Here is a 13,879-nt window from a genome sequence, read left to right as displayed (position 1 = left end):
TACGACAGCGGAGGAGACGAAATTGCCGGCACGGATCCTGATCGTCGACGACAACCAGAGCCTCGCGAAGAACCTCCGGGACGTCCTCTCGGGCGATCCCGAGCTCGACGTGGAGGTCGCGCTCGCCGAGACCGGCGCCGAGGCGCTCGAGCGGGCTCAGAAGGACGGCTTCGAGGTCGCGGTCGTCGACGTCAAGTTGCCCGACGGCAGCGGCGTCGACCTCATCGGCCCCCTGCGCGAGGCCTGCCCCCACGGCGAGATCGTCCTCGTCACGGGCAACGCCACGGTCAACACGGCCATCGCTGCCCTCCGCGCCGGCGCCTTCGCGTTTATCCTGAAGAACTTCCGCCCCGCCGAGCTCATCTCCACCGTCGCCCAGGCCCTCGAAAAGATCGCCTTGAAGCGCGAGCGCGAGGAGTTCGAGCGCCGCTACCGCGCCATCGTCGACGCGGCGGACGTCCTCATCGTCGGCCTCGACGCCTTCGGCGACGTCACGCTCTGGAACCCGCGCCTCGCTGCCATGACCGGCGTCTCCACCGAGGCCGCGCTCCGCGGCGCCTTGCCCGACAACATCCTCGACGAGGACAGCCGCAAGAAGGTCTGTCAGGCGTTCGTCGCGGTCCGCGACGGCGGCGCGGCGAACGAGATCGAGGTCGGCGTGCGGGACGCCATGGGCGCGATCCGCCGCGTCCGCTGGCACCTGAGCCCCGTGCGTGGCTCGGGCAAGCGCATCGAGCTCGTCTACGGCATCGGGATCGACGTCACCGAGCGCCGCGCCCTCGAACGGCGCGCGGCCGACGCGGAGGCCTTGAACGCGATGGCGCCGCTCGCGCTCGGCCTCGCGCACGAGATCCGAAACCCGCTGAACGCGGCCGTGCTCGAGCTGCACTTGCTCGCGCGTGGCATCGAGCGGCTCGAAGCGCCGGCTGCGCGGGATCCGATGCGGGCGCGCGTGCGCATCGTGGAGAGCGAGATCAAGCGCCTCGAACGGCTGCTCACAGACTTCCTGGAGCTCGCGCGGCCGCGGGCGCCGCAACGCGAGCCCTTGGATCTCGGGCGTGTCGTCGACGAGGTGCTCGACCTCGAAGCCGAGGCCATCGCCGCGCATGGGCTCGAGCTCGTGCGTGAGCTCGCGGCGGGCGTCGTGGCGCTCGGCGACGTGGAGAAGCTCAAGCAGGTCGTCTTGAACCTCGTGGTCAATGCGCTCGACGTCATGCCCCAGGGCGGCGTCCTTCGGGCGCGGGTGGGCGCGGACGAGCGCGAGGCGTGGCTCTCCATCGGCGACACGGGGCCGGGCGTCGATCCCCATATCCTCGCCGAGATCTTCGACCCGTTTTTCACGACGAAGGCCGCGGGCACGGGGCTCGGCCTCGCCATTGTGCGCAAAATCGTCGATCAGCACGGCGGCCGTGTCGTCGTCGATACGAAAAAGGGCGAAGGCACCACGGTCAAAGTCATTCTGCCGAGCGGTTAGCTGCGCGACGTAGAGACAACACGCCTCGCGTGATGCCTGGGGGCGGAGGCCGCACCTCGGCTCCAGTCCTTTCCCATACCGAAACGGACCGCTGAGACTGGATTCGTTTCACCTTCCTGTTTTAACGCGGAACGCGTGAATGAGCGATTGACCGTGTTGCGGGGTTTCGGTATCCTGAATCAAGGTGGCGATCTTTTCTCGCTCACGCAGGAGATACGCATGAAGCTTGGTCATATCGCAGGGTGCGCAGCGATCCTCGTGTCGTTGGCAGGATGCGGTGGGCGCGAGGGCGATGGCTGGGACGAGGGGGACGTCGCAGCGGCGGAGCAGGAGATCGAGAGCACGAACGGGTTCGAGGTCGTGAATGGGCTGAACAGCGGCAATGGGCTGAACAGCGGTAACGGCCTGAACAGCGGCAACGGCCTGAACAGCGGCAATGGGCTGAACAGCGGCAACGGCTTGATGGCGTCGGAGGAAGGCCGCAAGACCGTCGAGTACATCGTCAAATGTGCGCTCCCGGCGGGGCACACGATCACGAAGCACGACGAGACGCTCACGGAGCACACGTTCAGCGGCCTGCTCGGCGTCGCTCCGGAATGGGAGACCGGCGCTTGCGAAGAGGATTGCCAGGAGCGGATGACCGCGTGCCTCGGGGCGCATCTCAACACGACCGGCGAGCACATTTCCATCTTCCTGGTGGGGAACGAGGCCGCGTTCCCCAGCATCGGACCGGACACGAGCCCGACGTATCCGACGCAGGAGGGCGCCTTCTTCGGCAACATCTTCAAGAGCCCGCCGGAGTTCTTTTATTGCAACGGCGAAGGCGCCTTGACCTCGCCCGTCCCGGGCCGCATCGGTTCGTCCGGGGAGAAACAATACAACAATCCCTTTGGCGGGGACGGCTCCTGCGCGGACAACTGCGTCGCGTTCGACGCTCCGTACGCCTCGGCGGGGTGGACGTCCTGTGGTGGGTTCGACAACGTGCTCACCGTCTATCGGTAGTGATTCCATTCTCGCGGCGAACGCCCGGCGATGGACGGGCGTTCGCGCGCGCAATGCTGCTCCAACATTTCTGGCGGCCTTGCGAGCTGCCATGATGAACCCTCGCGACCGATGACCTTGGCGCGCAGCGACGATATGGCGGAGACGCTCGACGCGGGTGTGGCGAAGAGCCACACCCGCCTCGGCGCCGGGGGGACCGGCGAGGGCCGCATCCCGCCTGACGCGCTGCGGGAGCGATACGAGGAGCTACGCCTCATCGGCGAAGGCGCGATGGGGAGCGTGTTCCGCGGCTGGGATCCGCGCCTCGGCCGCGCGGTCGCGCTGAAGCTCTTGAAGAGCGACGACTCCGACGGCACGCGGCGATTCCTGGCCGAGGCGCGGGCGCAGGCGCGCGTGCAGCACGACAACGTTTGTCGCGTGTACGAGGTCGGCGAGGCCGACGGCCAGCCCTACATCGCGATGGAGCTCATCGACGGCGTGCCCCTCGATCGCGCGCACCAGAAGATGACGCTCGAGCAAAAGGTGAAGGTCGTCCGCGAGGCCGCCGCGGCGCTGCACGAGGCGCATCGGCTCGGCCTCGTCCACCGCGACGTCAAGCCCGGCAACATCATGGTCACGACGGCCGAGGACGGCTCGCTCAAGCCCTACGTCGTCGATTTCGGGCTGGCCCGCGAGGTCGCGAGCAGCGGCGAGACGCTCCAGAACGCCATCGCGGGCACGCCGTCGTACATGTCCCCCGAGCAGGCGGAGGGGAATACGGCGCTCCTCGACCGGCGCACGGACGTCTACAGCCTGGGCGCCACGCTTTACGAGCTCATCGCGGGCCGGCCGCCGTTCGCCGGGTCAAACGCGATGTCGATCCTGACGCAGGTGATCCTCGAGGACGCGCCGGGGCTCGGGAGCATTCGGCGGGGCGTGCCCACCGAGCTCGAGACCATCGTGATGAAGTGCCTGCAGCGAGATCCTTCGCGCCGGTACGAATCGGCGCGGGCGTTCGGGGAGGATTTGCAGCGCTTCCTCGACGGAGAGCCGATCCTGGCGAAGCGCGCCTCGCTCGCTTATGTCTTGTGGGCGAAGACGCGGAAAAACCGGGCCGTGGTCCTCGTCGCGAGCATCGGCCTCTGCGTCGCGCTCGTCCTCGGGGGCATGTGGGTGAACGCCGCGCGGCACGCCTCCGAGCAGGCGAGGCTCGCGCGCGAGCTCGGCGAGGACGTGAAATACGTCGAGCTCTTTCTTCGGAGCGCATACGGTTTTCCCGCGCACGACATCGAGCGCGAGCGCCGCGTCGTGCGGGCCCGCCTCGCCGAAATCGAGCGCAGGATGGCGGCGGCCGGGCGCGCCGGCGAGGGCCCCGGTCATTACGCGCTCGGCCGCGGGCACCTGGCGCTGCACGAGTACGAGACGGCGAGGACGCAGCTCGCGCGGGCGTTCGCGGCCGGGTACACGAAGCCCGAGGTGCATTACGCGCTCGGGCTCGCGCTGGGCGGGCGGTATCAGGAGGAGCTCGACGGCGCGCGTCGCCTCGAGGACGGGGCGGCGCGCGAGGCTGCGATACGGAAGGCCGAGGCGAGCTTCCGCGACCCGGCGCTGCAACACCTCCAAGCGAGCGGCGGGACCGCAGTCGAGTCGCGGGCGTACATCGAGGGGCTCGTCGCGCTTTACGAAAAACGCTACGACGACGCTGCGGCGAAGGCGCTTTTGGCGGCGGAAGAGTCTCCCTGGCTCTACGAGGCGAAGAAGCTCGAAGGGGACGCGCGATTCGAGGCGGGAATCACGGCGAGCGAGAGCGGGCGTCAGGAGGAGGGGCGTCGTCTCTTCATGAGGGCGATTGAGGCGTATCGCGCGGCGGCGGCCATGGCGCGCAGCGACGCGGCCGTCCACGAAGCGCTGGCCGAATCCTGGATCCAGGTCCTCGGGCTCGACAAATGGGAGGGGCGCGACGGCCGCGTCGCGTTCGAATCCGCGCTCGCCGCGTGCAACGACGCGCTCGCGGTGAACCCGCGGAGCGCCAATACGTACAGCAAGCAGGGCCGCGCCTATTACCACCTCGGCGATCACCAGCTCCGCAGCGGGGGAGACCCTCGCCCGACGCTCGAAAAGGCGGTCGAGAGCGGACGCGCGGCCATCGAGATCGCGCCGGGCGACGCGATTTCGATGGACGGCGTCGGGATCGCACACGTCTACATCGCGAAGTACGAGCGCAGGATCGGGCTTGATCCCGTGCCTTCGCTCGAGCGCGCCATGAAGAGCTTCGACGAAGCGAACCGCATTCAGCCGAGCTTCGCGTGGGCCTGGAACGACGCGGGCATTGCCCTCCAGAGCCGGGCGGAATACGAGGCCGACCACGGGCTCGATCCTCGCAGGACGCTCGACGAATCCGTCGCGCGGTACGAGCGGGCGGGGAAGGAGGACCGCACCTACAACTCGGCGTTTTCGAACATGGCGCTCGTCCTCGCGATTCGCGCGGGCTACGAGCTCTCGATCGGACAGGACCCGCGCCCCTCCGTGCAGCGTGCCGTCGAGGCTTGCGCGCGCGGCGCGGAGATCAACCCGAAATGGCTCCCCATGCTGAACAACCGCGGCTGGGCCGAGCTCGTCGCCGCGCAATACGAGGAGGCCACCGGCGCCGATCCCACGGCGACGCTCGAACGGGTCGAGGCGAGCTTCCAGGCCTCGCTCGACCTCAACAAGGACGAGGCCGACACCCATTTCGGCATGGGCGCCGCGAAGCACGTCCGCGCGCTCTACCTCCTCCGCACGAACGCCGATTCGCAAAACGTCCTCGACGTGGCGCACGCCGAGCTGCGCCGTGCCGCCCAGCTCGACGCGCGGGAGCCCCTCATTCGCCTCGAGCTCGGCCTGCTCACGATGACCATGGCCCGACGCGCGGCGCTCCGCGGCGAGGCGCCGGCGGCCCTGCTCGACGAGGCCGAGCGCGTGCTTCGGGAGGGATTGCGCATCAACACCCGCCACGCCCCGCTCCACGCCGCGCTCGCCGAGCTGCTCGCGCTCCGGGCCGAGCAGCAGCCCACGCGTGACGCGGCGCGCGAAAAATTCCTCGCGGAGGGCCTCGCCGTCGCGGACGAGGCCCTCCGCCACAACCCGAAATGGGCCCTCGCCCTGGCCGCCAAGGGCGTCCTCTTCGCCGAGCGGGCCCGCGCCGGGAAGGAAGCCGTCCGGGCGGACGACATTCGGTTGGCGGTGGAATGGCTCGACAGGGCGATCGCGACGAACCCGCTTTTGCCGCGGCGCTTCCAGGACCGACGCGCCGACCTTCGCCGCCGCGCGCCCTGAAGCCCCTTGTGGCAGAACCCGGCGATCGCTTAACGTGCCATCATGGAGATCCTTCGATCAGGTCCTCCGCGGGCGGCATGGCCCGCGCTCGTGGCTCTTGGTCTATGCTTGTCCCCCGGGGACGCGCGCGCCGTCGTGGAGCAGACCGATGGGCTCGTGGTCCCCGTGCAGGTCGCGAACTGCCCCGGCAGCGGCAACGCGGAGGGCTGCATCCAAGTGGGCCTCAACATCGGCGAGGGGCTCGCGGCCACGGCGGCGAACAACCCGCTGAACGCGATCTTCAACGCCGTCACGAGCCCCGAGCTCTTCTCCATTCCCAAGACGAACGGCAACTTCGGCAACGTCACCGTGCAGGACTTCATCGAGGGCGCCGGGTACGAGAACACGTTTGGCTGGTACAACGCCTCCGACCCGACGAAGCTCTACGCGATCACGCCTTGCGCCGACGAGCCCGGGTCGAGCCGCACCGTCAACTTTCAGACAGAGTTCACGGCAGGCCGGTACCTCGGCGGGTTCATCGGCTTCTTCCTGATCACCCCGGAGAACGCGCCGGTCGGGAACAACTGCGGCTCCATCGGCAACGTCGGGCACATCTATTACACCGAGCAGGCCCGCAACGGCGACGGCAACTACGTCCACTATCTGCTCTATCAGTCCAAGGCGAACCCGCTCGCGTATTACTTTGGGTTCGAAGATCTGTACCGCGGCGGCGACAACGATTTCGAGGACATGTTCCTCAAGGTGACGGGCCTGCTCGCGCCGTGCACGCCCACCGCCGAGATCTGCGACAACAAGGACAACAACTGCGACGGCATCGTCGACAACGCGCCCGTCGACGCGGGCGGCGCATGCGGCGCCACCGACGTCGGGGCATGCGCGTTCGGCACCGTCACCTGCCAGAACGGCGCGCTCGTGTGCGTCGGGGCCGTCGGGCCCTCGCCCGAGCAGTGCAACAAGCTCGACGACGATTGCAACGGCGTCGTCGACGACGGCGCCGCGGGCGCGGGTGTCGCGTGCGGCACCGACGTCGGTGAGTGTACCTATGGCACCTCGCAGTGCATTGGCGGCGTGATCGTTTGCCTCGGCGGCAAGGGGCCCTCGCTCGAGGTCTGCAACACGCTCGACGACGATTGCAACGGCGTCGCCGACGACGAAACCAAGGACTCGGGCGGGCCTTGTGGCTCGAACATCGGCGCCTGCCTTCCGGGCACGCTCGCGTGTGTGGCCGGCTCGATCGAGTGTGTCGGGGGCACGGCGGGGACGCCGGAGACGTGCAACGGGATCGACGACGATTGCAACGGCGCGATCGACGACGGCAACCCCGGCGGCGGCGCGAGCTGCGGCACGGACGTGGGGAGCTGCGAGGCGGGCACGGAGTTCTGCGTCGGCGGCTCGCTCGTGTGCGTCGGCGCCGTGGGCCCGGGCTCCGAGATCTGCGACGGGCTCGACAACGATTGTGACGGCGTGGCCGACAACCTCGCCGTGTGCCCCGGCGATTCCAAGTGCGTCGAGGGCACCTGCGCCGAACAATGCAAGTTCGGCGAGTTCCCGTGCCCCGGCGGCCAGGTCTGCAAGGAGGGCTATTGCGTCCCGGCGACGTGCGACAACGTCACGTGCCAGCCCGGGTACTCCTGCACGCAGGGCGTGTGCGTCCCTGACAACCCCATGGGATCGGGCGGCGCGGGCGGCGCGGGCGGCGACGGCGGCGCGGGCGGCAATGGCAGCACTGGTGGAAACGGCGGCGGCGGCGCGACCGGGACCGGCACGGGCGCGTCGGGACAATCCAACGCGTGGGGGCTCGCGACGGGCGGCGGTGGCGCGCTTTGCGCGGCGTCTCCCTCGCATTTCGGCGGGCGCGCGGGCGGCGCGGCCATGACCCTTCTTCTCGCGGCGAGCGCGTTCGTGGCGCGGCGACGCGGCCCTCGGAGGAGCGCGTGAAAAGGTCTGTCGTCTTCGGCGCATCCATCCTCGGCCTTTCGCTCTCGTCGCTCGTGTTCACGAGCGGCTGCACGACCGACGCCTTTTGCTGGGATTGCAACGCCACGCCCTCGGGCAGCGGCTCGGGCAGCGGCACGGGCGGCACGGGCGGCATGGGCGGCGACGGCGGTGAGGGAGGGCTCATCCTCGTCGGCTCGGGCGGGTCGGGCGGATGCAATGCCGACGTCCTCACCGACCCGCAGAACTGCGGCGCTTGTGGCGTCGTCTGCAACCTGCCGAACGCGTTCTCCACGTGCGAGGCCGGCTTCTGCGTGGTCGACACGTGCGCGTCAGGTTTCGTCGACCTCGACAACCAGGTCGCGAACGGCTGCGAATACAAGTGCACGGTCTCGAACAACGGCGACGAGATCTGCGACACGATCGACAACGACTGCAACGGCGCGATCGACGAGCTCACCGATCTGCAAGGGGATCCCTTCAACTGCGGCGCTTGCAATGCGGTCTGCGCGTACGCGAACGCCTCGCCCTCGTGCGTGGCGGGGACGTGCCAGCTCGCCGAGTGCCTCGTCGGGTACCACGACGTCAATGGCACGCTCGGCGACGGCTGCGAGTACGCGTGCACCGAGACGAACGGCGGCGTCGAGCTCTGCGATTACGCGGACAACGACTGCGACGCGACCGTCGACGAGGGGTTCGACGTCCAGACGGACCCGGCGAACTGCGGCACCTGCGGCACGAACTGCAGCGCGCTCTACCCGAACTCCGTCGGCACCTGCACGGCGGGCGTCTGCGCGTTCGGCCCTTGTTTGCCCGGACATTACAATCTCGACGGTATCGAGGCGAACGGCTGCGAGTACGCCTGCACGCCCTCGGGCGCGGAGACGTGCGACGGCGCCGACAACGATTGCAACGGGCTCGTCGACGACGGCGCGCTCCCGGGCGTCGGGGCTTCGTGCGGCACCTCCGACGTGGGCGAATGCGCGCTCGGCACCCAGGCTTGCCAGGGCGGCATGCTCGCCTGCGTCGGGGCGATCGGCCCCGGCACCGAGCTCTGCGACGGCCTCGACAACGATTGCTCGGGCGGCGCGGACGAGGCTTGCCCCGTGGCGAAGGCGACGGACACGCGCCTCGATCTCGGCGCGAACTCGGCCGTCGGGCAAGCGCCGAGCACGCAGCTCTCGGTCGCGTCGCGCGGCGACGTCGTGATCGCGGCCTACCTCGATCGGCGCGCGGGCAATGCCGACATCCGCGCGAACGTCTCGACGAATGGCGGCTCCACGTGGCTCGCGACCGACGCCGGGGTTGCGAGCGGCACGCTCACGCAGGTCGAGCCCTGGGCGTTCCTCTCGCCGACGCGCGCCTACGTGGCGCTTGCGCAGTTCCCGAGCGCCGCGCACCGCGACGTGTACATTGCCTCGGCCCCTGCGCCTTACAATACGTACACGGTCCCCGTGCGTGTCGACAAGGACGCGGGCACGGCCGACGCATTCTTCGTGCGTGGCGTCGTGGCCAAGGCAGGCGCGCAGGATACGCTCGTCGTGGTCTGGCAAAGCCTGAGCGGCACCGGCGCGAGCGTCACGACGGACGTCTTTCTCCAGCGATCGACGAACGGCGGGACGACGTGGCTCGCAGCGGACCTCCGCGTCAATGGTGCCCAGGGCAAGGCCGAGCTCCCCGCGATCGCCACCGACGACAATGGCAAGGTGTTCCTCGCATGGCGCGACGCGCGCAATGGCAAGTCCGAGGTCTATGGCGCGGTGTACAACGCCGAGACGGGCACGCTCGGCGCGAACGTCGCGCTCTCGGGCGGCAATCCGGCCGAGCAGATTACGGTCGCCGCCGATGCGGGCGGGCCGAACGTCTACGTCGCCTGGACCGATCTGCGCGGCGCGAAGAAGGTCATCCGCCAGAACCGCAGCAATGACGCCGGTGTGACGTTCCAGCCCGACGGGGCCGTCGTGAACGTCGATTCCACGTTCGCCGACGCCTCCGCGCCGGCGATTGTGTCCGCCGGCGGGCGCGTCGTCATCGCGTGGGAGGACACGCGGAGCGGTTTGCCCGACATTCGGCTGAACCATTCGACGAACGGCGGCGTCACCTGGCAGCCGACCTCGGCGCGCGCGGACCTCGCCACCATCCCCGGGACGAGCGCTTCGACCCGCCCGCGCGTCGCGCTCGGCGGCGCGAGCCTCGTATTCGTCACCTGGGAGGACGCGCGGAGCGGTCAACGCGATATCTTCGCGAACCACTCCTTCGACAACGGCGCGACCTTCCAGCCGCTCGACCTGCGCATGGATGTCGGCATGGCAGGCGCCCCCTCGGCCGCGGGCGCGGCCGATTCTCGCAATCCGTTCGTCGTGACGAACGCGGCCGGCGCCCGGGCGATCACGATCTGGACCGACAACCGCACGACGGCCGGCACGAACGGCGCGAACGCCGACATCTACACGAGCTTCTTCGAATAAGCTCTCGCCGGTTACAGCCCCCGCTTTCTGTCCGCCCAGTAGGTCTTCGTTTGAATCGACCGACGCGAGACCCCTCGTCCATGGCGCCTGTTCGCGTCGCTCGTCAGGATGTCCATCGCGAGGTCTGAACCCGCACGATCGACGGGATGACGTCGCGCAGCATCGGCACCTTCGAGAACACCGGCAGCAGCAGGCCGGGCACGCCACGGAAATAACCGAACGACACTTGCTCCACCGACGTGATCCGCGGGCTCCAGCTCCCGATCAGCCGCTTCACCTCGCTTCGATTCACACCCCAGGGCATCGGTGGTGCCGTGTAATGCTTCGTCTTGCGCAGCCCCGCGAGCGTTTTTTTCGAGAACCACCGGGGAATGACGTCGAACATCAGCTCGACCCCGGGAAACCGCTCCACGATCGCCCGAAACAGCCGCCGCACGTCCCTCTCGTGGAAGTACATGAGGAGCCCCTGCGCGGTCACGAAAACCCCGCGCGAACCGTCGACTTCGTCCATCCATGAGAAGTCGAGCGCGCTCTTCGACACGTGCTTGCAACGCTCGTTCGCCTTCAGGAACCGCTCGCGCACCGCGATGGCCTCCGGCACGTCCACGCAGACCCAGCGCACCTTGCCGTCGTCACACCGCTGGAATTCCGTCTCGAGCCCCGCGGCGAGCTCCACAATGGTGCCCCCGGGATGCTTCGCCATCCAGGGTCGGATCGCGTCGTCGAAGACACGCGAGCGCATCGCGTGCGAGCCGTCGGGCTTGCCGAAGCTCCGTTCGAAGTCGTAACGAACGCTCTCGTAGATTCGAATGGCGTCCGGATCACGCAGGATCGCGTCGGGCCGCTTGGCCTCGCTGGCGCGATTGTGGAGTGTCCATAACATCGTCTCCGGGATGCCGGTCAGGTTCACGGGTGCGCGCTTGGTCATGGTGTCATCCCCCCCGGACCCCGAGGTCCGGAAGCCTACGACCAAACTCTACCCTGCCTAGATGAATTTGACAATGAAAATCGTTTTCAATTGCGGTTGGGAACGTGCTGGGGCAGGAAGCCGCCCAGGGGCCCCTAGATCCAGAGCTGCACCTGGAAGGTCAGCTTGTGGTTTGTCCCGGCCGCATAGCCGTCGGCCGTCTTCGCCTCGGTGCGGAGCCACATGTAACGCAGGCCCATCTTGAGGTGGTTGCCCACGACGTAGCCGTTGAGCAGCCCCTCGACGCTCCGCTCGGTGTCTGGCTTCGACGTGTCCGGATCCATCACGCCTGCGCGCGCGGCGATCTCGAAGCGCTTCGGCACCACGAAATACCCCGCCTGCGCATATCCCCCGAACCCCTGGATTCGCTTGCCCTCGTCCGGCTGCACCTGCCGCGCGTATGCCTCGGCGAGGAACGTGAACCGATCCCACGCAATGAAGACATCGGCGCCCGCGGTGAGGCGCGTCTCGGCCGGCAGGGCCACGGTCGTCTGCGCGCCCGTCGCGGCGTCCGTCTGCTGCTTCGTGGGGTGCGCGCGATCGGCGATGCCATTGACGCCGATGGAGATCCCGAACGGAACGGCGCCGCGCAAGGAAGGCGTCTCGTCGTACGGCATGGCGCGGACCGGGTTCACCGCGAGGCGGCCGATGCCCATCACCGACGTGTCGTCGTTGCCGCCCTTGTCGATGCCGTTTCCATTGAATGCGCCCGCGTAATACTCCAGGCGCCCCTTGCCGGTCGAGCCGAAGAGCATCATGCCGGTGTCGCGTCCCGCCCTGAATTTCTCGTTCACGCGCGAGAAGTCGGGGAACTGGAGGATCGGGACGGGCGTGAAGAACGCGCGGCTGAACGGGGTCAAAAATTGGCCCACCTTGATGCCGAGCTCCGGCATCGGCTGCCACGCGATTTCGAGGTCGAGCAGCTTCGGGGTGGCCGTGGCGAGCTCGGGCTGCACGAAAAAGCGGACCTGATCGTGGAACGCGCGGGCCCGGATGTACGGGCGCACGACGGCGACGTTGAAGCCGTCGCTCGCGAGACCGTCGCTGTTCGAGATGGCGTCGAATCGCATCTGGCTGAGCACGCCCGCGTCGAGGACGAATTTGTCCTGCTCGGTGCGGAATCCGAGCCCGTCCGCGAGCGAGGCGTGGAAGACGAAGGTGTCGCTCTTCGCAGGCGCGTCGGCGCGGGCGGCGGGGAGCGAAAACGAAGAGGCCATGGCGAGCGAAGCGAGTCCGCTCGCGAGCGCGCGAATGCGATGAGACACGATACCTCCAGCGGTCCGCAGCGCGGACGTACCAGGACGAACGATCGCGCCGCCAAAACCGGGTCGGCGCGGAGCACGAGCCGAAGGCGTCGCGCGGCGAGGCGCGGCGTCCGGGGCTCGGAAGGCTATCTTTCAATCAATGGGGCGCAGGGATGTTTCCCGGCGCTGAAAACGTTCAATCGCGGCTGGCCGTCAACACGAATTGCTCGCGGAGGGCGGCCTTTTTTGATTCGTGACGGACGTGAATCTCGTACCGGCCCGGATGCGCGACGGCCACGCGCAAGGGCACGCCCTTGCCATTGTGGTGCGTGAATTTGTGCACGCAGAGCGTCTCGGCACACTGCCGTTCGAGCTTCACGTCGCTCTCCGACGGGAGCTCCACGCGCACGTGCGTGGGCACCTCGAGGTGCACGAGGGCCGGCAAATCGTCGTGGTGGTGCGTTTGCAGGTAAAGCTCTGTCCAGGCGTGCCCCGCCTCCGGCAAGGCGACCGCGCGCTCCTCGACCCGCACGACCTCGGAGCCCTGCGAGCGCACCTGACCCCAGATGCCATACGCGAGCGCCGCCGCGAGGGCCATCGCGGGCGCGATCCGCACGAACGCCGAGCCCCCGCTCTGGCGGGGTTTGGCCGGGACATCCTTGCTCGTGCGACGCTCGGAGGCCGAGCGCTCGGGCAAGCTGGCGAACGCGCGATCGACGAGCGATTGCGGCGGCTTTACCTGGCGGAGCGCGCGGATCTCCTCCTCCAAACTTTCGGGGAGCGGGGGCAGGTCTTTCGAATTCATGTCGACTCCTCCTCCTCCCTCGTCGGCGCTTCGGACTTCGCCGCCACGAGCTTTTCATAAGCCGCGCGCAGACGCACGCGTCCGCGGGCATGTCGGCTCTTCACCGTCCCTTTGGGGACGCCGAGGATCTCGGCCACCCGATCGTATCCGAGCTCCTCGATGTCGCAGAGGACCACCACCGTGCGGAACTCCTCCGGCAACGTCTGCAAGCACGCGAGGAGCTGGCCCGCGTGCTCGTTCTGGATCACCAGCGCCTCCGGGCTCTTCCGCTCGTCCTCGGCCCCGAATCCGAACGCCGAAGCACAAGCATCGACGAATTGCTCGAAGAGCCCGCGCCGCCGCGCCTCGGTGCGCCGCGCCTCCAGGTGCTCGTGCCGGGCAATGCCGCAAATCCAGACCACGAGGTCGCTCCGGCCCTCGAACGAGGCTGCGTTCGCGTAGGCCTTGATGAGCGTGTTCTGGAAGAGGTCGTCGGCGCGGTCGCGGTCCCCCGAGAGGGCGAGGCAAAAGCGATAGAGCCGTGGCAGGACCGGGCGAACCACCGCCTCGAACTGCGCGCGGCCTTCCCCGAGGGACGTGGAGTGCGGAGAGGCCATGGAGAAACCGTCGAGCGTGGGCGACGACGGGGCCACTCTAGCGTAGCCGAGACGCGGGGCCACCCCTGGCAAGCGGAAGAACGATCCTCCCGCG

9 protein-coding genes are annotated in these 13,879 nt (G+C 68.5%); 5 read left to right on the top strand and 4 right to left on the bottom strand.

Annotated features, from left to right (window positions below; translation table 11 throughout):
• Positions 1 to 22: 22 nt before the first annotated feature.
• The 5 genes from E8A74_RS30430 to E8A74_RS30410 all read left to right on the top strand — a co-directional run bounded on the left by E8A74_RS30430 (position 23) and on the right by E8A74_RS30410 (position 10,173).
• Complete coding sequence (locus E8A74_RS30430) at positions 23 to 1,474, top strand: hybrid sensor histidine kinase/response regulator (RefSeq protein ID WP_136932610.1); 1,452 nt, start codon at positions 23 to 25, stop codon at positions 1,472 to 1,474.
• 219 nt (positions 1,475 to 1,693) lie between these two features.
• Complete coding sequence (locus E8A74_RS30425) at positions 1,694 to 2,476, top strand: hypothetical protein (RefSeq protein ID WP_136932609.1); 783 nt, start codon at positions 1,694 to 1,696, stop codon at positions 2,474 to 2,476.
• Between the two features lie 111 nt (positions 2,477 to 2,587).
• Positions 2,588 to 5,770 (top strand): serine/threonine-protein kinase, encoded by a 3,183-nt coding sequence (locus tag E8A74_RS30420; protein ID WP_170229488.1) that lies wholly within the window; start codon positions 2,588 to 2,590, stop codon positions 5,768 to 5,770.
• 42 nt (positions 5,771 to 5,812) lie between these two features.
• Positions 5,813 to 7,708 (top strand): DUF4114 domain-containing protein, encoded by a 1,896-nt coding sequence (locus tag E8A74_RS30415; protein ID WP_136932607.1) that lies wholly within the window; start codon positions 5,813 to 5,815, stop codon positions 7,706 to 7,708.
• On the top strand, positions 7,705 to 10,173 hold the full coding sequence (locus tag E8A74_RS30410) for a MopE-related protein (RefSeq protein WP_136932606.1): 2,469 nt from the start codon (positions 7,705 to 7,707) through the stop codon (positions 10,171 to 10,173). The genes E8A74_RS30415 and E8A74_RS30410 overlap by 4 nt, the downstream gene beginning before the upstream one ends.
• 103 nt (positions 10,174 to 10,276) lie before the next feature.
• Here E8A74_RS30410 and E8A74_RS30405 read toward each other — a convergent pair whose 3' ends face one another.
• The 4 genes from E8A74_RS30405 to E8A74_RS30390 all read right to left on the bottom strand — a co-directional run bounded on the left by E8A74_RS30405 (position 10,277) and on the right by E8A74_RS30390 (position 13,785).
• A complete protein-coding gene (locus E8A74_RS30405) occupies positions 10,277 to 11,101 on the bottom strand; it encodes a class I SAM-dependent methyltransferase (protein WP_136932605.1) in 825 nt (274 codons plus the stop codon).
• A gap of 134 nt (positions 11,102 to 11,235) precedes the next feature.
• On the bottom strand, positions 11,236 to 12,405 hold the full coding sequence (locus E8A74_RS30400) for a porin (protein ID WP_136932604.1): 1,170 nt from the start codon (positions 12,403 to 12,405) through the stop codon (positions 11,236 to 11,238).
• Positions 12,406 to 12,580: 175 nt separating this feature from the next.
• Positions 12,581 to 13,189, bottom strand: coding sequence for a hypothetical protein (locus E8A74_RS30395; protein ID WP_136932603.1), 609 nt, complete (start codon positions 13,187 to 13,189; stop codon positions 12,581 to 12,583).
• The gene (locus E8A74_RS30390) at positions 13,186 to 13,785 is read right to left on the bottom strand and encodes an RNA polymerase sigma factor (protein WP_136932602.1); all 600 of its coding nucleotides are present in this window, start codon (positions 13,783 to 13,785) and stop codon (positions 13,186 to 13,188) included. The genes E8A74_RS30395 and E8A74_RS30390 overlap by 4 nt, the downstream gene beginning before the upstream one ends.
• Positions 13,786 to 13,879 lie beyond the last annotated feature (94 nt).

The organism is Polyangium fumosum, from assembly GCF_005144585.1.
Taxonomy (GTDB): Bacteria; Myxococcota_A; Polyangia; order Polyangiales; family Polyangiaceae; genus Polyangium; species Polyangium fumosum.
The sequence above is the reverse complement of the archived record's forward strand: the minus strand, read 5'-3'. Positions and strand labels throughout refer to the sequence as shown.